Source organism: Pseudomonas sp. W2Jun17, assembly GCF_023127795.1.
Lineage (GTDB): Bacteria > Pseudomonadota > Gammaproteobacteria > Pseudomonadales > Pseudomonadaceae > Aquipseudomonas > Aquipseudomonas synxantha_A.
Genome location: NZ_SPKO01000024.1, coordinates 261,037 through 284,545, shown reverse-complemented (window position 1 = coordinate 284,545; position 23,509 = coordinate 261,037). Strand labels below are relative to the sequence as shown.

At 58.5% G+C, this 23,509-nt stretch carries 9 protein-coding genes; 6 read left to right on the top strand and 3 right to left on the bottom strand.

The annotated features are described in order from the left end of the window. Positions 1-111 precede the first annotated feature (111 nt). From E4O98_RS13310 to E4O98_RS13295, 4 genes are all read left to right on the top strand, one after another. Positions 112-630 (top strand): DUF2059 domain-containing protein, encoded by a 519-nt coding sequence (locus tag E4O98_RS13310; protein WP_032880156.1) that lies wholly within the window; start codon positions 112-114, stop codon positions 628-630. Positions 631-636: 6 nt separating this feature from the next. After that, positions 637-930, top strand: a complete 294-nt coding sequence (locus E4O98_RS13305; RefSeq protein ID WP_032880157.1) for a BolA family protein — start codon at positions 637-639, stop codon at positions 928-930. A 210-nt stretch (positions 931-1,140) separates the two neighbouring features. Further along, positions 1,141-3,828, top strand: a complete 2,688-nt coding sequence (locus tag E4O98_RS13300; RefSeq protein WP_248135473.1) for an RHS repeat-associated core domain-containing protein — start codon at positions 1,141-1,143, stop codon at positions 3,826-3,828. 124 nt (positions 3,829-3,952) lie between these two features. Next, positions 3,953-6,940, top strand: a complete 2,988-nt coding sequence (locus tag E4O98_RS13295; RefSeq protein WP_248135471.1) for an RHS repeat-associated core domain-containing protein — start codon at positions 3,953-3,955, stop codon at positions 6,938-6,940. Between the two features lie 163 nt (positions 6,941-7,103). On the opposite strand, the gene E4O98_RS13290 is transcribed toward E4O98_RS13295, so the two are convergent. The 3 genes from E4O98_RS13290 to E4O98_RS13280 are packed head-to-tail and all read right to left on the bottom strand — an operon-like array spanning position 7,104 to position 19,326. After that, the gene (locus E4O98_RS13290; protein ID WP_248135469.1) at positions 7,104-11,687 is read right to left on the bottom strand and encodes a SpvB/TcaC N-terminal domain-containing protein; all 4,584 of its coding nucleotides are present in this window, start codon (positions 11,685-11,687) and stop codon (positions 7,104-7,106) included. Then, complete coding sequence (locus E4O98_RS13285) at positions 11,684-16,510, bottom strand: neuraminidase-like domain-containing protein (RefSeq protein ID WP_248135467.1); 4,827 nt, start codon at positions 16,508-16,510, stop codon at positions 11,684-11,686. The genes E4O98_RS13290 and E4O98_RS13285 overlap by 4 nt, the downstream gene beginning before the upstream one ends. A gap of 44 nt (positions 16,511-16,554) precedes the next feature. After that, the gene (locus E4O98_RS13280; protein WP_248135465.1) at positions 16,555-19,326 is read right to left on the bottom strand and encodes a Tc toxin subunit A; all 2,772 of its coding nucleotides are present in this window, start codon (positions 19,324-19,326) and stop codon (positions 16,555-16,557) included. A 350-nt stretch (positions 19,327-19,676) separates the two neighbouring features. Here E4O98_RS13280 and E4O98_RS13275 point away from each other — a divergent pair, with 350 nt between their 5' ends. Together E4O98_RS13275 and E4O98_RS13270 are read left to right on the top strand one after the other, a co-directional pair. After that, on the top strand, positions 19,677-22,433 hold the full coding sequence (locus E4O98_RS13275; RefSeq protein ID WP_248135463.1) for an RHS repeat-associated core domain-containing protein: 2,757 nt from the start codon (positions 19,677-19,679) through the stop codon (positions 22,431-22,433). A 131-nt stretch (positions 22,434-22,564) separates the two neighbouring features. Next, the gene (locus E4O98_RS13270; RefSeq protein ID WP_078821910.1) at positions 22,565-23,506 is read left to right on the top strand and encodes a rhodanese-related sulfurtransferase; all 942 of its coding nucleotides are present in this window, start codon (positions 22,565-22,567) and stop codon (positions 23,504-23,506) included. Positions 23,507-23,509: the final 3 nt, after the last annotated feature.

Below are 23,509 nucleotides of genomic sequence, written 5' to 3'. Positions count from 1 at the left end.
TGCGCCCCGCAAAACCAGGGCCTGCGTGGGGTGGGGTTGAGCCGCGAGGTTTTTTAGGCGCAGAATGGGCGCCCTTGGGGTCTTACCTCGCCTGCTAGAAAAGGAAACTCGATGACTCGTCTTCGTGCCATCTGTACCGCGGTTGCTCTGGTTTGCGCCAGCGGCCAGGTTTTTGCCGATACCGCCAGCCACAACGCCAGTGCCGAAGCCTTCCTTACCCTGGCCCACGCTGACAAGCTGGGGACCCCGGTGTACATGCAAGTGCAGCAAATGTTCGCCCAGCGTTTCGAACAGACCAAGGCGCCTGCCGCCAAGCAGTCCGTACTGGACAGCTACCAGGCCAAGGCCAACGCGGCCCTGGACCAGGCCATCGGCTGGCCGAAGCTCAAGCCCGATATGGTCAAGCTCTACACCACCAACTTCAGCGAATCCGAGCTCAAGGACCTGGTAGCGTTCTACCAGTCGCCACTGGGCAAGAAAGTCCTGGAAAAAATGCCGCAGCTGACCCAGCAATCGGCCCAGATGACCCAGGCCAAACTGGAAAGCGCCGTACCGGTGGTGAACAAGCTGTTGGAAGACATGACCAATGAGCTGGCGCCAAAAGGTGCCGCACCGGCCAAGAAGAAGTAAGCAGCAATGACCATGCAACAGCGTATCGAAACGGCGCTCGCCGCCCTGGGGCCGGAACACTTGAGTGTGCTGGATGAAAGCCACATGCACAGCCGTGGGTTGCAGACCCACTTCAAGGCCGTGCTGGTCAGCCCGCAGTTCGAAGGGCTCAACCGCGTCAAGCGCCACCAGAAGGTCTACGCCACCCTGGGTGACCTGATGAGCGAATTTCATGCGTTGGCGCTGCATACCTACACGCCTGAGGAGTGGGCGAAAATCGACGCAGCCCCGGCCTCGCCGACCTGCGCCGGCGGGCACTGAAAACCTTTGAGGCCAGCAGGTGCCAAGCCTGCTGGTCTCGACAGGTAGTGCCAGAATCTGGTTACACAAGGCTACTTTTTATACCCCTTTATCGAGGCCGGTACCTCTAGGATTTGTTGACCTTAGTGCAAAACAGGTCATGAATTCATGTCTAACGCCCTACATCGAAATACGCCTACCTTGACGGCCATTGACCCTCGCGGGTTAGCCGTGCGCACTGTGCAGTATCATCGTGCAACGCTCGCGGACTCCCCTCAGGCGCGGGTCAATCGCCAGGTGTTGAGTGCCAGTGGTTTTTTGCTTGAACAGTGGGACCCACGTCAGTTCGCCCTTGGCTCGACCGGGGTGGCGGCGCAATCGAACCTTTACAGCCTGTCGGGTGAAACCGTGCGAACCCAGAGTATGGATGCCGGTTGGCGCTTGGTCATGTACGGTGCAGCGCGGCAGCGGTTGCACAGCTGGGACTCGCGCGGCGCCCTTCAAGCGTTTCACTATGACCATTTGCTGCGCCCTGTGGCGGTGTTCGAACAATCTGCAGAGGACCCGTCACCCCGTTGTGTCGAACGTATGACGTACGCGCCCGCAATCTCGGCCGAGGTCGTCGGCAATCGCTGTGGACGGTTGATTCGCCATGCGGACCCAGCGGGTGTGCTGCTGGTGGAGGCGTACGCGATCGATCAACGCGTCATCAAGCAAACCAGACGGTTTCGCGCCGATATCGCTCTGGTCGACTGGCCAAACAGCGATGAGGCACAGGATCTGCTAACGGAACGCCAGGCCTATACCACCACCTGGCGTTACGATGCGCTGGGTGCAATGCTGGAGCAGATCGATGCCAAGGGCAACCGCCTACAGTGGCGCTATGGGCAACAGGGCTGGGGGTTGGAAATGCTGCTGATCTTCAAGACCGGCGAGCGCCAAGTGTTGATGAATCAGCGGGTGTACAACGCCAGCGGCCAAGTCGTGTCCGAACGGGCGGGCAATAACGTTACCAAAGTCGCCCGTTACGCCGAGCACGACGGTCGTTTGCAGCAACTTGAGGTGTACCGCCAAGGGCAGGCCGGCACGCCGCTGCAGCAGCTGGTATATGAGTACGATCCGGTCGGCAACATCCTCAGCCTCAGCGACCTGGCGCAACCGACTCGATGGCACAGCAACACCCGGATTGATGCGGTTAATCGCTACCAGTACGACACGCTTTATCAGTTGATCCAGGCCAGCGGTCGGGAAAATAGCGCCAATGCCGGGGGCCGGGCTTTGCCAACGCAGGTGCAGTTCGGGGCGACGGATCAGGGGCTCTGGCGCAATTACACCCAGCATTATGCCTATGATGGTGCGGGCAATCTGACGCGCCTTCGACACGTGCCCTCCAGCGGCACAGGCTATACCCGCGAAATGCAAGTGGCGGCGCTCACGAACCGCGCCGTGCCCGTAGCGCAAGGGTGGCAGGTTCAATGGGATGGGGCGTTCGATGCCAATGGCAATCAGTTGTCGCTCGACGGCACACAGCAGGCGGCCTGGAATGTGCGCAATCAATTGACCTACACCACCCAGGTACAGCGTGAGAACGGTGACCCTGACGTGGAGAGTTACCTGTATGACAGTCAAGGCCTGCGCGCACTCAAGGTTCGCAGCCGTGAGGCTCGTGCAAAACCTTACACCCAGGAAACCTATTACCTGCCGGGCCTGCAAGTACACAAGCAAAGGGCACAGCGCTTCAATGTGCTGGACATTGATACGGGCGGTGGGCGAGTCACCGTGGTGCAATGGGAGTCGGGCAAACCCAGCGAGATGAGTACCCACTCACTGCGATTCAGCATTCTGGATCACCTCAAGAGCTGTGCGCTGGAACTGGACGAGCAGGCTCGCTTGTTGAGCCAGGAGCATTACTATCCTTATGGCGCAACGGCGTGGTGGGCAACCAGCAATATCGTTCGGGGGCACCCTAAGATTCGCCGTTACTCCGACAAGGAACGCGACGCCACGGGCCTGTACTACTACGGTGCGCGTTATTACGCACCGTGGTTGCAGCGCTGGATAAGCCCGGACCCGATGGGCGATGTGGACGGCTTGAACCTGTATGCGATGGCCCGGGGCAATCCCGTAGGGTTCAGGGATGCCGATGGCACGCAAACGACGTTTGGCGAGCAATTCCAACCCGGTCGAGGCGATATTCTCTTTGGCTTGGCCGCGACGGTTGCTGCCTACAGGAGTTTCTGGTCGAAGCTGAGCGCGCGCGGGGATGCGATGGTGGCCTATTTCTCAGGCGCGGAACTGCAGCGCTGGACTGCCGGGCTGGCGCCTCCCGTTCGCGCCTTCTCTGCATTTCGCAACGTGAATGCGGAGCTATTCAGCGACTTGACGCAAGATCCACATGACCCAGCGAAAGCTAACGAACTCAAGGCCGAGCTCATTGAGCAGCTTTCGGTCGGCGTCCGGCCGTTTTACGAGGGCATTGTTTCGAAATATTCAGGTTGTACGTCAACTTCCTGCAACCAGCAATTCGCGAGGAGGTTTGTCAGTGATCTTGCCGCAGGCAGGTATTCACTCGAGGCGACGGCTCGCCAACACGTTGGCACAGACCTATTGGCCATTCAGCAAAAAATCGTCACTCGAAGCAGCAAATCGGCTTTGGAAACCTTGACTAGCCCGCAAAGTGCGGCGATGGTCCATTTCGCTCTCGACAATTTGGACATAGGAGCCGTCGTCAGCAAGCAAGGGGTATCTGCCACGGCCTCCGAGCTGCGCTGGCTTTATCGGCATCGTCTGCAACTGGCAGGCCGCGTGACGTTCTATCGACACCAACAACGGGTCGACGCGCCTTGGGAGTCAAACGCGTCCGCTTGGCGTCGCTACAAGCCCAGCCGTCCGAGGGTGTCAGGGCGGGCGGCACGCTGACACGTGAGCGGGTCGGGGCGATGCCAGTAACTGGATACACAAAAGCATCCTCCAGCACCACCTTTCTCATCCCCTCATCCCTAGGCTCTCAGGACTACTTGTTCAGCAATAAGGTCCTGAGGTCATGTCTGATTCCATCCATCGAAACACGCCGTCCCTGGTCGCAGTCGACCCGCGTGGGTTAATTGTTCGTAACATCGATTACCACCGTTCAAGCACAGAGGTTGAACCGCAGATGCGCATTCATCGTCAGGTGTATGGCAGTACGGGCTTGATGATTGAACAGTGGGACCCACGTTTGTTGCAGTTGTCACGCTCACAGCCTGACACCGCGCCCAATCAACGCACGGTCTATAGCCTTGGTGGACAAGCGTTGCGCACCGACAGCGTGGATGCCGGCTGGCGGCTGACGCTGATGGGGGAGGCTGGGCAGTTACTGGAAGAATGGGATGGGCGGGGCGCTCACCAGGCTCATCGCTACGATCAATATCTGCGGCCGGTGGCGGTCTTCGAGCAGGCGGCCAGTGACGGGCAAGCGTTGTGCGTCGAGCGTCTTGCCTATGCTGCATCTTCGAACGAAGAGGCGGCGCGCAACCGCTGCGGCCGGGTGGTTCGCCACGATGACGGCGGCGGCTCGTTGTTCCACGAGCGGTATGGGGTGCACGCAGAGGTTGCTCAGCAGACCCGACGCTTCCGGCAGGCGGATGCCGCGCTGGATTGGCCGCAGCTGTACGCACAACGCGAGGTGCTCCTGGAGCCCGAGATATTCCAGACATCCATTGGGTTCAACGCGCTGGGTGAGCGCCTGCATCACACGGACGCCAAGGGCAATCGCTTCGACTACGCCTACGGCATTGACGGCCAGCCGGCGAGCATCTTTGTGACGCCCAGGGGCGGCGAGCGTACGCAGGTACTGGGCCAGCGGCACTATAACGCAGCGGGTCAGGTGCTCAGCGAACGCGCCGGCAACGGCGTTGTGCGTGCCATGCACTACCGTGAATTCGATGGTCGCTTGCGGCAAATGACTGCCCATCTGCCCGCGCAACCGGGCGCAGCGCTGCAAGACCTGCGCTACGAGTATGACGGCGTTGGCAACGTCGTGCGGATCGATGACCTTGCCCAGCCGACGCAATGGTCCAGCAACACCCGAATCAGTTCGACCAGCCTTTATGAGTACGACACGTTATCGCAACTGACCAAGGCCACCGGCCGCGAAACCGCCGGCAACACTGGAGGCCCGGCGTTACCAGCGAGTGTGACGTTCGGCTCGACTGACGACAGCGTATGGCGTCGCTACACCCAGCGGTTCAGCTATGACGCCGCCGGAAATATGCTTGAGTTGCAACATGTGCCCAGCAGCGGCACGGGCTTCACGCGGCAGATGAGCGTGGCCGCGGGCAGCAATCATTTTTTGCCGCAGGCCGATGGCAAGACTGCGCCGGGGTTGGGCCAGGGCTTTGACCGCAATGGCAATCTGCAAGCGTTGGCAGGCGATCACAAGATGGGCTGGGATGTGCGCAATCAACTGGTGCGCCTCACGCAGGTGCGGCGCGAGGGCGGCAACGACGATGAAGAACGTTACGCCTACGATGCCACGGGCCAGCGCATCCTCAAGCGCCGGGTCTCCCAGGCCCGGGGCGTGCTGCATAGGGCCGAGGTGCGCTACTTGCCGGGGCTGGAAATTCGGCATGACAGCGCAACGGGTGAGCAACTGAATGTACTCAACCTTGATGCTGGTACGACCACGGTCCGCGTCCTGCTTTGGGATCGCCACCCTTCGGGGGGGCGCCAGGACGCGCAGATCCGTTACGGCTTGTCGGACCACTTGGGCAGCAGCAGCCTGGAACTGGGCGAGCAGGCGCAACTGCTCAGCCAGGAAAGTTATTACCCCTACGGCGGGACTGCCTGGTGGGCGGCGAAGAATGCCAGCGAGGCGAGTTACAGGTTCATCCGTTACTCGGGCAAGGAGCGCGATGCCAGTGGGTTGTCTTACTACGGCTTCAGGTATTACGCACCGTGGTTATGCCGATGGATCAGCCCGGACCCGATCGGCGATGCCGATGGTTTGAATCTGTACGCCATGGTTGGCGGTAATCCGGTTAGCAAGGTCGATGCGCAAGGGCTGGCTGCCACACCGGCTTTGGAGGAGTCGCAGGATAAACAAATACGCAGGCTTTCCATCAGCCGCAGGCTCGCGAATATAGGTAGGGTTATGCGCCCGAGGATACAACCGGCCTCGGCGGCAGCGATTCGCGATGGTTTATCCACCTATATCGCCAATGCAATCGCGACGGGCGTCGATCTGGCGGTCTTCAGTACCGTCCAGCCCACGGCACAACGCAACCAAATCTTGCGCCTTACCGTTGCGGTGCTGGATGCAGTGTCCACGGCACATATGAGCACCGGTATCGCCGGTAACTGGACGCGATATGCGCCACAGATCGGTGCTATTTTTGCAGGTGCCGCGGGTATGGGGTATGCCATGCATGGCGACTCGATAGGTGATCAAGCCGAGCACAGCTGGGACCCGGTGGCGGTCCAGCGGTTGGGCGGACATGTGCGCGCGCTCTCCAGAGAACTGGTGCAGCAGGTCCTTCGTGGGCACGGTACCGGCATCTCCTGGGGCAGCACGCCCCTGCGCGGCAGGGTCACGCGCACCGCCGGAGCGACGGCCGCCTATGCCCTTGCTACCGTGGCCAACGCTGTTTATGGCGGGGAAGTGCCTGCGCTGATGCAACCCAATGTCTCACCTGCAATAGAAGCCTACGATGGGGCGATGGGAGCGATGATGCGTGGCGGTCACCGGACCGCCGTCCACGATCCCCATGGCCAAACCGTACAGCTGCCGGATCCTGTCGCGACGGCGCACGGTGGGCTGAGCAGAATGTTCAATCAGGTGTGGACGCACTGGGCCGCGTCCGGTGTCGAGGCATTGGCCGTTGCGCTGACGGGCCTGCCAAAGGCCGCTCAAGGCCGGACCACTCGAACAATTGTCATGGCGGCCCGCGGCGTGATTGCATCATTGACCGAATGGCGCGGCTTTTTCGTAACGTTTGCCAGGCGCGGGTATACAACCTTGGCGTCGCGATGGGGCGCAGCCCGGCGATCCTGACAAGAACATGAATGGGTCGTCGCTGCGGCCCATTCAACATCCCGGTCGGCTTCAAGGCTGCCTTTGCAGGCAAGCCTCACACACATTTGAACGGCTCACGTTGGAGGGGCCAGACCGCTACAGGTCTGGCGCAGGAGCAAAAGTTCTGTAGATACCCAGGTCTTTAGGGGGTATCAGTCAGTATGTTGTCGGAGTTCAGCTCTGCATAAGTGTCGTTTTCGTCCTCATTGACGGTGTACCAGGCCCAATAGGTGTTACGCCGCATAAATCCTCCTGCGGTCAATGTCTTTGTCGGGCGCCCGAGGGGGTCGTAGAACTGTCGGTCGCTGTGGCCCAGCTCGCGCATGGATTGATCATTGACGTAGGTGTGCTTGTCGGCGAAGTAGGGGCGGTAGACGCGAATGACCAGGCCCTTGTTGTTGTATTCGACACGCTCGCTGATGCGCCAGCGGGGGTCGGCTTGCACTTGGCGCAGCTGTTTCTTCAAAGTGGCGTTTGCATCCGGCAGTTCGTCGACCAACAGGTTGCCCTTGTCGTCGACGGCATGGGCCGGGCCTGGTTCGGTCTTCTGCTTGGTCTGCAATGAGCGGCCGAAGCCATCCCAGCAGGTCAGGGTCATGCGAACCTGTTGTTCGGCATCGCCGGGGTAGCGGTCAGCTTGCAATATGAGCCCATGTACCGGCGTACGGCTGGCCTCATCGATCAACGCCTTGAGTTGTTTTGCACTGTCACTGAGGGGCTGGCGAGCACCACCCAGCCGCGATCGCGCGCTCATGCGGATATGCCCGCCGGGGAGCAGATACCCCTTGGTAATCCACTCGGGCTTGACCAGAGCCAAGTCGATGCTGCCCATCCAACTGAAAGGCGCGTAGCAGTGCGCGCTGGCCATGTCTTGCAGCACGCTTTGCGCCTGTTCGATGGCCAATGCGGGCGTTACATTTTTGCGCGGGCGGTAGCTTTCCAGAGCGGCGAAGCCCACTCTGAGGCTTTGTTCGTGGCCGTAAAAGGTGTTGGCGAGTAATTGCCCAAAACCGTCATAAAGCGCTTCTTGAATAGTGCCATTGGGGTCGACGATTTTTATCGGCAGCAGCAATCGATAGTCGTATTCGGCCTTGGTTACACAATCGTCGGGCATTTTTACGCGCACGGTTTGCAACGTGTAGGGGTCATAGGTGAGCTTTGTTTCGCCATGGGCCTCGGTGGCCCGCAGCGCCCTTATCCGATAAAACTGGGTGGCCTTGCCATAGCGGGGAAAGTGCCGGCGAATCGACCACAGTCGGTTTTCCTTGGGCGGCACCTCGCCGTCGAATAGAAAAAACAACTCCATGGTGTGATAGCCGCTGTCGGTGAGCTTTTGCACCAGGTCCACCTTGGGTTGGTTGGGCATGGCCGGAATGTCGTTGTAGGCACTTATGGCCTGGTCATCCAGCTCGGCGATTTCCAGATAGTCAGTCAATGCCTGGACGGTGGCGACGCCAGGCTCCAGGGTTTTACCGGAGCTACCGGCCTGCCGGTAGTACTGCAGCGACAAGCCGCTCAGGGTGCGGCTGGCCCCTGCGGCCAGCGGCCCGACGCTGGTATCGATGAACACCTCATAGGCGATACGCGCAGGGTCCAGCCCGCCAGGCGCCGGCGCCTTGCCGAGCACCAGGGCGTTGTCTCGTTGGCGGTAGGGCAAGGCCAGGCACCACTGCTGTGCGTCGTCCAGATGAATGGGCTGCGCCAGCGTTTCGCTCAGGTAATAGAATTGTTGCGCGTTGTCATGGGTATCGTGCCACCAGCGCTGCTGGTGCTCATCCACCAGCACGGCGGGCGGCGGGCTGTCGGTGGTGGTACGGCGGGCATAATGCAGGGTCACGCTATGCACCAGGTAACCATAGGCATCCCAGCGCAGATTGATCTGGTGCTGGCAGACGGGATCGTTTTCCACGCCTTCATATTGATAGCTGATCGACTCCAGCGCTAATGGCAGCAACCGGGGGTAGGGCGTATGAGCACTGGCCGGGGCCAGTTCACGGACCAGATACCGCTGGTGTTTGACCGAGTAGGGCACGACGTCTTGCGCCGGGTCTGCTGCCATCACTTCGACCCGCAGCACCGCGCCACTGAGTGCACGGGCCACGTCGCGTGCCAGCGCCGGTGCGGGGTCGCTGATCAAGTCGTCATGATGATCCAGCGGTTGTGCCCCAGCTGTCCCCCTGTAGCGGCTGACCAGCGTGCGGCCGGGAGCCTTGGCGTCTGGGTCGTGAGTGCTCTGGCCGAGGCAGGGCATGTCAAGGGATCGCCCGGTATGAAACCAGGTTTTGCTGAGCACGGGAGCGCTTGAACCCGGCGCGTGAGGGGCGTCTTTGCGGCTGTCGGTGTCGGTTTGCAGCAACAGCCCAAAGCCACGAAACTTGCGGTCCACACGGTCGTAATAAGCCTGACGATAGCTCACGCGCTGGGTCAGCTGGTTGCCGGTAATTTCGTCTCGTTGGGTTTGTTGGCTGGCCAGCAGCAGCGCAAAGGGTAACTGGCTGATAGCGGGCTGGCCCTTGGCATGCAGCTCGCGTTTTTCGTCCAGCCACTCCTGGGCGCTGCTGCGATATTTGATCGCCGCCTGGGCGCCCATGTTGTTGTCGGTGCGTATGAGCAGCCAGGGCTTGTGGCTGAAAAAGTCGTAGCGCCAATGGATGGGGGTCTGGTGGGCGGCGGTCAGGATCAGGCTAGGGCAGCCCCGGCCGCTCACGTCGACGATGTTGACCTGGCAGTGGTCGTCATACTGCACACCCTCTGGCCACGGGACCTTGATCGCCTGCGCCTCGAAACCGTTGCCGCCTTTATTGAGGAAAATCCACAGGTGGGCGGCGCTCAGATACAGCAAGTCCGTAGCGCCACCTCCATTGAGGTCGACGAGCAGTACATTGGCCGGCTTGAACGTTTCATAACGCAGTGGCAACGTAGCCAACACAAACCCTCGGGCAAAGCGGCCTCGACCCAGGTTCGGCCAACATTTCACTTCGTCATGCCGGATACGCACCAGATGCTGTTGGCCCGTGGCGAGTACATCGCTGAACGCCACCAGCTCGTTAGGCGAGGCGGAAACGATCGGCAAGACGTCATCGAGCTTATGAGGCACCTCAATGGCGGGTTCGAAGCCTTTTCTTCGGCGATTGGCATACAGGCGTACGCTACGGGGGCCGATCATGGCAACGTCAGGGCGTCCCGTCCCCATCAAGTCGGCGAGGATGCCCTGGGGGTGGAAGAACTCCGAGGGGAATGCATCGAACGACGTATAGGCTGACCAGTTACGCTGTTCATCCAGGCTGAAAAAGCCATTCATTCCTGGGTGGGCAACCAGCCAGTCCAAACGGCCATCGCCGTCCACATCGGCCAGCGCCTGGTGGATGGGCCGGCTGCTGTCGGCGACCGGCACCCGCGCCAACTCCTGGGCCGCGCCGTAAATCACCTCGTCGCTGGTTTTCGTGTGCTGCGGCCTGAGCGGTTCACGGTAGTACCAACTCTTGTCAGTGCGATACAACACACCCGGTATGCCTTCGCCATACAGATCGACCAGTTGATAGCGATCGCTGTCATGCAGCCCGGGCAGCGAACTGAAGGGCTTATAGCCGCTCTTGTCTACCTTGAGCTGGCTCGATTGGTAAAAACACTCCAGCGGCGGGCGGCTCACACTATTGCCCGAGCTGTCGAAGGCCTGCTCATGGACCCCAATCAACAGGCTGACATGGGTGGGCGCGCGGTATTCCAGCAGCAGACGTTTGACCAGCACCGGGTCGGTGCCCATTTGCGCTTCCTTGGGGAAGTGGTGAAACATCAGAATCTGGTTGCAACAGCGCAGGGTGCGTAGCTCGAAGCCGAACGAAAAATCCGAGCAAGGATCGGGTCGTGTCGGCCACTCCCGGATTTTCTGATACGTCGGCCGCTTATCCAGCTCAAGGTCACGTTCGCCATAGTCAAAGAGCAACTGAAAGTGCCAGCCCATGCCCGGCTCATCGTCGGTCTTCCAAAGGTAGAGTTGTTCCTGCTCCTCGGCGGTGAAGTTGCCGTAGCAGACGCGCTCCAGGTAACGCTGGGCTCGACAGTCCCTCGGGTAGCGTGAGGAGTCAGTTTCTTTTTTGTAGTGATAATAAATGTGTTCGCCGTGGGTATTCAGGCTTTCCTGCAACAACCATTGCGCCACATGGTGCGGGTGGTCCGGATCGGCAATTCGGGCCAATGGGGTCTTCCCGTAAAAGTGCTGACTGCCATCGGCACTTTGTATCAACCAGAAGCCTGCAGCATCGGTTGCCGAGTGCCAGTGCTCGATACGGTCGAAATGGCTCTCAACCCGGGGAAAGTACCGGGTGGCCGTGTAGGCGATGGTCAGTGGCAAACCATTGAAGGAGGTCGCGGCGCGGCTGACGATCGCACCTTCGGCGTCGCGTTCGGGTAGCCATATTTGCGCGTCGGGGCCCACCAGTACGTCGTGCTCCGTGTAGGCCGGCACACCATGGGAGGTACGCCGGCTGACAGCCGGCAGGGGTATCCCCCAACCCAATCCGAAGGGGCCGTTGCCAGCGCCGCTGTGATAGGCCAGCGACATGGCCGGCGCGTAACCGCGCGCGGGAGAGATCGGCAAGGGAATCTCAAAGGTGGCCATACCGCTGGCGCCGACATCGCCCCAGCCTTTGCCGGTGCCTTGAATGGCACCGCCGCCTTTGGGCAGGGCCGGGGTATTGACTTGGAGGTTGGGCGTATCGTCGTTCATACCTTACCCCCGCTGGCAACTGGCACCCTGGCGGTGTAACGCAGGTGAATGACGATATCGTTGATTGATTGGAGTACGGCTTCTTGCCGGCTGTGATTGGGGAATTCCAGGGTCCAGTTGGAGATGGCCCCGGTGTATTCGAAGGGCAAGTAGCGATCGTGGCTCTCGAAGTTGAGGGTGAACAGGCCGTTGTCATCCAGGCCGGTGGACAGTGCGATTTGCTGATGGGCACGCATGTCGCGGCGCCGCTCGCCTGCGGGCAATACGATTTCGTTATGGGTTTGGGTCAGTATCGCCTTGATGTCCTCATAGGGGCCTAGCGTCGCGGGCAACGACACGCTGATGCTTTTTATTCGCCGCAGGATGTGGTGGGGGTAATCCTCTTCAAACAGAGCCTCGGGCAACTTGAAGCACAGCGTGCCGTTATCGACCAGTTGTCGTTTATGCTCGGCCCATGTGTTTTGTGTACTCGATGATTGAGTGCCGGTTGTGTCTGTTGTAGGTGTGGAGACTTTGCAATCGATCATGCGATGACGCAGGGAGATGGTCTTGACGATCTCCAGGTCCCGCACGTTCTGGTCCACATAGGCCGCATTCATCTTCAACAGCGACAGCTTCAGGGCCTCACCCGCCAGGTAGCCGCGGTAGTTGTTGTTCCAGGCACCGGGCTGGATAAACGTGCTCGCATAGTCTGCGACTTCGTACTGCCAGCACGCTTGCGCGGTGCGGCACAGGGAAAGGCTAAGGTCATAGACTTGGTAGTAGAACTTGCTCAGTTGTACATTGAGCCAGTCATACAGTTGTGCCCTGGTAAAGCGCTTGGCCAGCAATTGATAGTTCGACCAGGCCTGGGCCAGGGAGGTCTCGGCCAGGCGTAATTGCAGGCGCGTGGCTTTTTCCTGCTCGGCATAGGCTTGTAACTGGGCATCGACCTGTGCCAATTCGAGTCGGGCCTGATCCTGGGCATGCGCCCACTCTTGCTCCCGACGGTTGAATTGCTCGGAACGGTCCAGGTCTGCGGCAGTGCCCCGCAACACTGTCGCGACGCCTTGAGCCAAGGCTTGGGCTGCATAAAACGGGCCCTCCCAGCGCGACCCGCCGGTACTCGTACCGAAGATGTTCGGCGCGATCATCGCGATGCCGGCCGCTGCGGCGGCGGCGGAACCTGCGGCCTCGAATCCGCTACTGATCAGGTAGAGTTGGCCTGCGTGTGCTTCTGCGGGGCTGATGCCTTCGGTGAGCAGGCGTTCGTAGTGGCGCATCCGGGATTCGATCATGCTACGACTGGCGCCGAGTGCCTGGCGGTTTTTCTCGTCGAGCAACAATGCCTGGTGTTGTTGGGTGACGACGATATTGGCCAAGTCCCAGGCTTGTTGTTGCTGCAACTCCAGGTATTCAGCCTGTTCCTTGCGCTCAATCAGGCTCAGCACCGTGTTGCCGAATTGAATCACCGCCTCGGTTGCCGTGAGCGCGTGGCCCAGCATGATCTGGAAGCGATAATGGCCGACTTGCGCGTCAATGAACGGCGCCGCGCCTCCTTCGCCGAAGGCACCTATGCTGCGGCTGGCCAACAGTTTTAGAGGTGAGAGCGGGGTTGCGTACAGCGACAGGCGCAAGGGTTTGCCAGTGATATCGAGATTGTACCGCAGGTTATGCAGGCGACTTTCGAGCTTGTCCCAGCGCGCCACCAGATCGGTATTGAAGGGTAGGCACAGATTATCGGTGTCCGTGAGCGAAGCCAGTGCGGTGCTTTCGGTCGCAGGGTTGACATTGATTGGTGGGTTTTCTTGCTCCAGTTCTACCAGCGCTTTAGAGCGGCTCGTCGTCAAACTTTCGAGGGTGATTTCATCCCACGGTTCAGTGGTGGTGACGCGGGGGCGTGGCCCGAGAAAGTGATTGGCTCGCGTGTACCAGAGTTTGGCCTGGGTCAGGCTGTCGGGGGTGAGTTGCCGATAGGCTGCATCGCCACGATTGAGCAGTATGTCGAGATAAAGCAGGTAGATTGCTTTGCGAAAATGCACCGGTGAGCGAATCGCCAGTTTATGTGGGTCGTGAGTGACTGAACCGGGGAGCGGCCCCGTACGAACGAGCTCGTTGAACCCCCAAAATGCAGGGCGCTCGCTGGTCGTATCGGCCAATCGCCCTGGGTCGAAGATGTGTTTTAGCCAGGCTTGGGCTTCGACATACTGCTGCTCCTGATTCAGGCGGTGGGCAACCAGCCAGGGCACGTACAGGAACAGCTCCCAGAAGTACTTGCCGTGAGCCCCGTTAAAGTCAATGTCCTCTGCTGCGCCACCTGGCGTGAGTGGAGGTTCTTGCCACGTTTTCGGTGTTAACGAAAACAAATGCTCAAGGCTGACATTGGCCGCCTTGACCAGATTGCCGGCAAAACAGGTATTCATGCGCAGGCGGGGGGGCGTGTCGGCAGGCGGGGTTGAGGTGCTCGTTGGGAAATCAATAAATTCGGCGGTGCCGAGTTTTTCCGACGTCTGTCTTTTGATCGTCGGCGCCAGTTGTTGATTGAGCGTTGTGTCAGAGGTGGAAGGGGCCAGCTTCAAGGTGGTCGCTTTCAGGGTATAGCCGAGAATTGTCGAGTCGTCTTCTTTGGCAGGCTCAAGCGTCACCACCCCGTGTATCAGGGTGATGCCCGACGTTATTTCCTCCGTGGTCACTGGAATCCGCGCCGTGACCCGATGCCCGCTGGGTAATTCGGGATTTGATCCGGTGAGGCTTTCGTGGGTAGTGTCCTGATAGTTGATGATTTGATGTGAGTTGGCATTGATTTTTTCGGTGAATGGATAGTCTGTAAAATTGGCTCTCATAATGATGTGCTTATAGGCACGTAAATTAGATGTGCGCAGGTTGGGCCTTTTGATGGTCAACGTATTTTGTGCGTGCAGCGACGTCTTTTTGTTTGTGTCTGGATATTTGCTGTAGCGGTCAAGGGCGACCTGGATGGAGTTTTTTGTACTTGTATATAAACTGATGAACGCATTCTTGTCGATATAATGATCTTCGAGTGAGACGGTGTTCCCGTCTTTGGATTTAGCGTTAATGAGTAACCCGTTTTTGATATGTACAGCATTGGGGAACTCATCATGCGTGGCCGTATTTTTAAAATAAAGAGCGTAAAAATCAGTTTTTAACGCGTCTGTTGGGCCGATAATTTTAGACTCACTGGTCAGTTTGAGCTGAGTGGCTTTCGGATCATCCAGTGCGTCGTCTACTATCAGTATGATGCTAATATCCTTAGGGGCTTCTTTTGTTAATGTGACGCTGTACGATTGCCGGAAATTTTCATTGAGGGTGGAGGTAAACACGAGTTCGTTGGTATTTGAATCAAAAGAGACGTCACTTGTTTCTGGGCTTTTTATTTTTTCTCGATTTTTTCCAAAGTTCCAATAGTTGTTGTCTTCGGTAATCGTTTCCTCCCGGGGGGAAATCGAGTGCTTATTTGGGGGTGTCACCTTGAACTGCAAGTTACCTTGGTTTTTATGAGCAAAGAACGTGAGGTATTGCCGGGCGGTGTCAGGCAGCAACTCACTGTAGTACCCACTCACGCTTTGATCTTTGCCTTGAACCACCGTCTGCACTTTTGTCTTCTGCGATGGATCGAAGTGTTCCAGGAGTCGGTTTATCTCTTCGTCCACCTGTGAGCCGGTCAGCACGCTGTAGCGCTCGGGGCTGCCGCCATCGGCGATGGTAGTGATGTTGAAGGACTGGTCGACGTGGACAGCCTGGAAAAATTTGCCAATAAAGTTCTCCTGCTGTTTGGGGTCTTTACGGCTGGTGGCCAGCACACTTAAAAACAGTACCGGGGGGCCGTCACTGTGGACGATAGCTACCGTCTGCGTAATGGTTTTCAGAAAGGCAGAGGTCAATGCATTGACGTCTTCGGTAGCGCAGTGCTCCTCGATGCAGGCTTTGGGTGCGCTCCAACTGCCATCGTGCTTTTTATAAGAAAAATTGAGGCGAAACTTGACGTAGCGGCTGTTGATCCATTCGGTCAGCTGTTTTTTTTCCTCTGAATCCGTTTGCGCCGGTGGGACGGAACTGGTGGGGGCGGGTTTGATGCATTCGGCCCAGATGAAAAATAACCGGTTATTGAAGTACACCGGCCGGATACTTTGCTCGGCGGTGGCGTCGGAGACCGACAAGTTGATTCTCTCCCAGTCTGACCAGGCGTCCTGAAAAAGTACCGAGCCTGCGCGCTTGGACAGGTCGAGGGAGCGCCAGTAATAGGTGTTTTCGGAACTCGATTTACCGACGAAGTAATAGGTGCCGCTATGCAGCTTGCTCAAGTCGGCGTCGATATAACCGTTGATCGTGCGTATGTTGGCGGTTTCCTCGAACCTGGCCAGGTAATTGTGAACCGCCGTGGTGACGGTATCCGCTTGAATTCGATACTGGCTCAGGTCGTTTTCCAACTGTTCAAAACTGTCGGTCTTGTCACGCCGTAATGTCGGGTCCAAGTAGTTGGCGGGGTGATAGTGCAACTGCTGGTTGGCATTCCAGAGAGCGTAGGTGTGCAACTGTTCGCGCCATAACGTGTCCTGTTGCGCGGTCATGCCCTGCTTTTCATAGCCCGGTTCCAGGCCGAGTTGGATGCGCGTGATGTACTGCTGCAGGCTGGAGATGGCACAGGCTACCGGGCTGGTCGGTACGGCTTGGCTGACTTGTACGTCGAGCAGCCAGTATTCGTAAAGATCGTCGGCATGGGTGATCTTTTCCTTTAAGTCGGTAGGTACCTTGTAGGTCAGGTAGTACGCGAGCATGGCGTCGCGCAGGCTTTCATTGAGCTGTTGATTAAGCGAGTGAGACATGATCAATCCTTGAGCAGGTCGAATGTGAGTAGGGTGTGAATGGGTTATGAATACGCACTTGTGATCGCCTCGCCGACGCTCTTCCAGTCAGCAAATGTAGAGTCGGCTTTCAGTTCGCTGGCTTTGATCAGCATGTTGGCAGGCAGGCCTGTGTCGATGCTGGCTTGGCGGCAGCGCAGCACCCAGTCCAGGCGCATCATTGAGGTAATGCGTGGAGGTCTCAGTTTGTCGCAGAAGACGTCGATTTCACTGGCGTTCCAACCTAAAAGTTGAGCGAGACGCTCGTTCGTTTCTTCACTGGTGTTTTGCGTAGCGCCGTTGGGCAAGGTATTGGCGTGTTCGAAGTAGTCGAGCAGTTGCTCTTCCGTCAGGCCGCAGTGGTGTAGGCAATGTTTGAACTGCTGCATGAGGTAGAGGTTGTACGGGGTGAGTTCAAGTAACGAAGACATCTTGTACTTGCTCGCGAGCCAGTGCGGATTGACCAGGAACTGGTGAAGTGCTTGTGGGCTGAGGGGCAGTTGCAGAATATCGGCGGCGTGAGGTAACCGCAGTATCAGATAACTGAGCGTTTGCAGCGGCGAAGCAGCGGGAGCATATAAACGCAGGAAATGGTGGTCATTGTCGTATTTTTGATAGCCGTTGGTATTGCTTGGCTCATGGAGGACGGCTTGGGTGATTTCTTTAAGGCGTAGATATAAAGCCCACAACTCATCACGCACCTTGCTCAGCAGTGTGTTGAGTGTAGGTTTCGCTTGGTTGATCAAATGTGTCGTACGTACAGGCATAGTGCTGATTTCAACGGAGGAGAGCACTTGATCGAGCGCCATCTCGATGCTGTTATTGGGACGCATCCGTTGCAGCGCCGCATAGGCCAAGGATTCCCAGTCAACGGCGGGTAAACGAACTGTTTCGTCATCGGGTTGCTGAGGAAGATCAAACCGGTGCAACGCTTCGGAAAGAGACGCTTGGTCATAGCTGGCGAACTCCTTCAATAGCTGATTGATGATCGGGTCCTGGACCTGGCGATCCAGCAATAGCTGGCGTCTGAGCAGCGCCAGGCTGCTGCCGTTTTCTTTAAACCAACGGCTGGCCCACTCCAGGTGCATGAGCATGTCGAGGAAGTCAGTCGTGCCCTTCGGTTTGTTGCGTAACGTTGGGTTGCGCAGCTGCATGAGAAAGTTCGCATTCCCGAGCATTTGCACCAACTGTCGGCATTCCACGACCGATAACCCGAACAGGCGAGCGACTCTCGCTTGCCGATAGATCTCGCTGACCGTCTCGATCGTGCGGGTTGCAGGTTTGTTGGGGTTGATCAGTAGTTGAAGCGAATCCTGGGTGTCTTGCAGGCCCAACCCCGCGCAGAGCTGTTGCCGGGTGGTACCGTCGAACGTAGCGCTGTCCAGATACAGGGGAGGCAGGGCGGAACCCGTGCGATTGAACACCTGGTCGAACAATGACACGCGGTCGCCTGAGGCATGGACGGGTAACTGATGAAGCAGGGCGGCAAATTCTTCGGCTTGCAACGTGTAGCGTTTGCTCAAATAGCAAAAGACCCCCAGCGACCGGAGGGTGTTATGGGTGATCAGCAGCGTGCTGTTGCGATGGCCTTCACAGCGCATGGCGCTGACTATCAGGGTGTCCAATTGCGCGAAAGGCAGGCCGAGCCAGCGCTGTAGACGAATCATGCGTTGCAGCCTGTCGAAGCGCTCAAGGCTAACGTGGGTCAGCTTGGCGTTGTCCAGGCTGATAGCGGGTGTGGTCGTGCCGTTGATATAGCACGCACCGTAGGTGAGGCCGGGGTTTTGCTTGCAGTTAGGCGATTGGCGTGGTGACTGAGTCTGTTGTGCAAGCAGCGCCTGAAGTTGGTCGGCATCCAGTTGTGTATGGTTCAGAAAGTCAGTGAGTTCTGCCGGTCCGATCAGATCAGTCTTCCAGTTGTAATAGGCGTGATAGAACCCTTTCGCGCCCGCTTGGGTTACCAAGCTACTTTTCAGCATGTTCTGTTGTTGAGGGCTCAACCCCGATAACTGACACTGGACTTCGTTGTTCTGTTCGCCGACCTGCCCGTAAGTGCTGGTTTCTCCCGCCAGAGGCAATTGGCGACTGATGCGATAGTTCAACTCACCCAACGCCGGCTTGTCGCCCGACAGGCCCTGTTGGCATTGCTGATGGTGCAAATGATAGGGAAGAGAAAACGGATACCAGGTTTCACTCAGCACCTTATAGGTATCTTCTTCTTTGGCCTGCGCGATATTTTTGAGCAAGATCTGGTTGACGATCGACAACATGGGAACCTGGCCCGAAACGCTATGTTGGTTGATCACCTGGTCTTTGAGTTCCGGGCGTCGCTGCGACAGCTTGAGCGCGTTTGCGTCCTTGGTGTTTCCTTCCAGCTGTTGGGCGAACAAATAGAGCGCCCGCAGGTAGGCAGTCGGTGAGTCAACCGCTGCAATCGACGAACTGGAGCAGAACTGGTCCCACTTTTCCTTGAACAAGGCCTGGTAGGTTGCGCTGGTCTCGGGGGGGAGACTGCGTTTATTGCGCGGTGAAGAAGGGGGGGACGAGACTTGCTGTTCGCGAAATAGCGTTTCCAGTTGCGCGGCGGCGCTCTGGGCCTTGAGGTACACCGTGTGTGCATCGTCATCGTTGTACGTTGCCAGTTGCTCGGCAAAGGCGCTTTCGGACAATCGTACGATGTCCAATACCGAGTTGAGGTTGAGGCGCCGCAGGGCGGTCTTGAAATCGTCCCGACCGGGGGCGGGAGGACGTGAGTGATCAATCAGCTTGGCGAGCAAGGGGCTGCTGTCGGTTTGCATATTCATACGTTCCTTCACGCCCGCCGAGGGTGCCGGCGGGCAATGAAAAACGCTATCACGCAGGTTAACGGGGCCAGGTATAGGTATTTACAGGCGTCGTCGGTGCACGCCGGTTGAGGTGCCTATACACCGATACCACCTCTGTGCAAGACATGAGCCCTAGGCTTTTCTGACCATTGTGCAACTCAGGCCATGTGATCATGTCTGCTTCACTTCATCGAAATACGCCCTCGCTTGTAGCATTCGACCCCCGTGGGTTGACGGTCCGCAGTGTCGCTTATCTGCGCGCTACCCCCCAGGCTGCGCCGACGGCCCGTGTCAGGCGTCAAGTCTATGGGGCCAGCGGCCTGATGCTTGAGCAGTGGGACTCTCGCCTGCATACCCTTAAATCACGTGAACCATTGATCGAGGCGAATCAGGTGTCGGTGTACAGCCTGTCCGGGACGCTGATCCGCAACCACGATGTGGACGCCGGCATGCGGCTGATGCTGGCAGCGCCATCCGGGCAACTGTTGCAGGTCTGGGATGGTAGGGGGGCCTATCAGCGCCACGACTACGATGACTTGCAACGTCCGGTGGCGGTGTTCGAACAGGCTGCCGACGAAGAGCGACCCCGGTGTGTTGAACGCCTGGTATATGCCACCCCAACGTCTGAGCACCGCGCCCTTAACCGCGGTGGTCGTCTGGTGTGCCATGCCGACCCGGCTGGCACCCAAGTGTTCGAAGCGTATGGGATGAGCGGGCAAGTGCTTCGGCAGACGCGGCGATTTCGCGAGGCGCCGGGCGATGTTGACTGGCCGCTTGCTCAGGCCGATCAGGACGCGCAGTTGGACGGCGAGCGTTACACCACACGCTGGATATTTGATGCCCTCGGCGGCACGTTGGAACAGGTCGACGCCAAGGGTAATGGTCGGCAGTTTGCCTATGGGTTGGACGGACAGACGAAACATATTCACCTCGCCTTGAAAAGTGGCGCACGCAAAACCGTGATAGACCGCTACGTCTATAATGCCGCCGGTCAGGTGGAGACGGCCCGGTTGGGCAATGGCGTGAGCAGTCTGGCCGCCTATCGGCCCGAGGATGGCCGTATGAACCGGTTGATGGCGTACCGCCAGAATGAGCCGGCGGCGCCATTACAGGATTTGCGCTACGACTATGATCCCGTGGGAAATGTTTCGAAGCTGCGGGATCAGGCGCAACCGGCCCAATGGAGCCACAACACGCAAGTGAATGCCGCCTATTGCTATCAATACGACTCGCTGTACCAACTGACCCAGGCGACAGGCCGGGAAAGTACCGTCGCCGCCATCACCCCAGCACTGCCTGCGCGTATTTCGTTCGGTTCGACCGATGCCGGTTTATGTCGCAACTACACCCAGCATTATGCTTATGACGAGGGGGGCAACCTGACCCGGTTGCGGCATGTGCCGTCCAGTGGCGTCGGTTACACGCGCGACATGCAGGTCGCCAGTGGCAGCAACCGCGCGTTGTCTAGCGAGCATCCGGTTGGCGCGTTGGCGCAGGGTTTTGACGCCAATGGCAATCAGCAACGGCTGGGGCGTGGTGTAGCGATGGCGTGGAATGTGCGTAATCAGTTGTCCAGGGTCACGTCAGTTGTGCGCGACGGAGCTGACTCGGATGAGGAAGCTTATGTGTATGCAGGCGACGGCCAGCGTGTGCTCAAGCTCACTCACCAGCAGGTTGCCGGCAGTCGACAAACGGCGCGTGTCTATTACCTGCCAGGCCTGGAAATTCGCCAGTGGCCATTGCGTCGATTGAATGTGTTGCGCCTTGACGTAGCGCGCTGCGCGGTGGAGGTCTTGCAATGGGAGCTGGGACTTGATGAGGGGGCTGACGATGAAGCCCTGCGTTTCTGCCTGACCGATCAGCAGTCGAGCCATGGGTTGGAGTTGGGCGAAGAGGCCGAGTTATTGAGTCAGGAGAGTTATTTCCCGTATGGGGGGACAGCGTGGTGGGCATCGCGCAACGCGGTGGAGGGCAGTTACAAAACCCGTCGATATTCAGGCAAGGAGCGTGACGGCAGCGGTTTGTATTACTACGGTTTCCGCTATTACGCCCCATGGTTGCAGCGCTGGATAAGCCCCGACCCCGTTGGGGGAGGGACGCAGCTGAATCCTTATCTCATGGCGTTCAACAACCCGGTCACGTTCGTTGATTCAATGGGGTTGCAGCCTACCGACATGGAAAATCCTCAGATACAGGACGAGATCATACTCATCCTGGTTCTGGCCTTGCTGGGCCTGGGGGCGGGAGCGTTGCTGGGCGATGCGAGGGTGGGAGCTGCCGTGGGCGGGCTGGTGGGAGGCCTGCTGGTTGGTACCGCCCGCTTCATTACCTATCAAAGCATGCAGCCGCAGGCCCTGGCCAGCGCAGCGCAACAACAGGAAGAAAATTTCGCCAGGGCCGTTTCGGAGACGGCGATTGCTGCGGCGGAGGATGCGGGGCTGAGTCACGAAGAAACGGAGCGGCTGGTGAATTTTGCCTACGCGCGCCGTCATGCTGAAAAAGGCATTACCCTTATGGTCCATCGGCGTCAGGGGACCCTCCGTGGCTACGTGGGGCCTGTGGACGAGGCGGAAGACCTCGAACGCGTACTGGGGGGGAATCGTAACCCGATGCCGGAGTTGAAACGCATGGGCTATGGCGTGATAGTGCTGCGAAGTCCAGCACGTGAGTCCGCTGCCGCGAGCGGTCAGCAGGCGGGGCCAAGCGCGTTCGAGGTTGGGGTGACGACACCGGTGGCTGGTTCAAGTCGCGCACGCGGTGGTCGGCAAGCACAGGCGCAGGTGCCGTTGGTGGCGCCGGCGGCAGCGAGAGCCGTTACCCCGCAGATGGAGTTCGATACCGCGAGGCTTGTAGATACCCAACTATCGGGCCGCGAGCGCCGCAGTATTGCCCTTACCCTCAGCCACTTGCGTGAAGGGCGTTTTGGCGCGGTTCATTGGCATGCTCACAGAGACCAACTATGGTCCGCTGATTTGCACGGCTACGCCGCTGCTCGTGGACGCGGTGCCTATCGTTTGATGTTCAGCCATCTCGGCGGCCAGCGTTACCGAGTGGAGGGGGTACGTAACCCACATCGCTGAGGACCTATCAGCGGCTGCGTGCCGATGCGATGGCGCCGCACTTTTGTTAGAATGCGCGCCGCGTCGCCTGACCGACGCCTTTTTGCATCCGGTTCACCCCTTACGAGGGTAGCCACCTGGAGAGAACACCCATGACTCAACCGATTGTTGTGGCGGCACTGTATAAGTTCGTCACCCTCGAAGATTACGTCGCCCTGCGCGAGCCACTGCTGCAGGCGATGGTCGACAACGGCATCAAAGGCACCTTGCTGATCGCCGAAGAAGGCATCAACGGCACCGTTTCCGGCAGCCGCGAAGGTATCGATGGCCTGATGGCCTGGCTGAAAAAAGACCCGCGCATGGTCGACATTGACCACAAGGAATCCTACTGCGACGACCAGCCGTTCTATCGAACCAAGGTCAAGCTCAAGAAAGAGATCGTGACCCTGGGCGTCGAAGGTGTTGACCCGAACAAAAAAGTCGGCACCTACGTCGACCCGCAAGACTGGAACGCGCTGATCAGCGATCCTGAAGTGCTGTTGATCGACACCCGTAACGATTATGAGGTGTCAATCGGTACCTTTGAGGGCGCAATCGACCCAAAGACCACCAGTTTTCGCGAATTTCCCGACTATATCAAAGCCAACTTCGACCCGGCCAAGCACAAGAAAGTCGCCATGTTCTGCACCGGCGGCATTCGCTGCGAGAAGGCGTCGAGCTATATGCTCAGCGAAGGCTTTGATGAGGTTTATCACCTCAAGGGCGGGATCCTGAAGTACCTCGAAGAGGTGCCCCAGGAAGAAACCAAATGGCAGGGCGACTGCTTTGTGTTCGACAATCGCGTGACCGTGCGCCACGACTTGAGCGAAGGCGACTACGATCAATGTCATGCCTGCCGCACACCAGTGAGCGTAGAAGATCGCGCCTCTGAGCATTATGTGGCTGGCATCAGTTGCCCCCATTGCTGGGATAAGCTGCCGGAGAAGACCCGTCGCAGCGCGATCGACCGGCAGAAGCAGATCGAGCTGGCCAAGGCCCGCAATATGCCGCACCCGATTGGTTTCAACTACAAGCAAACTCCTTCCGAGGCCTGAGCC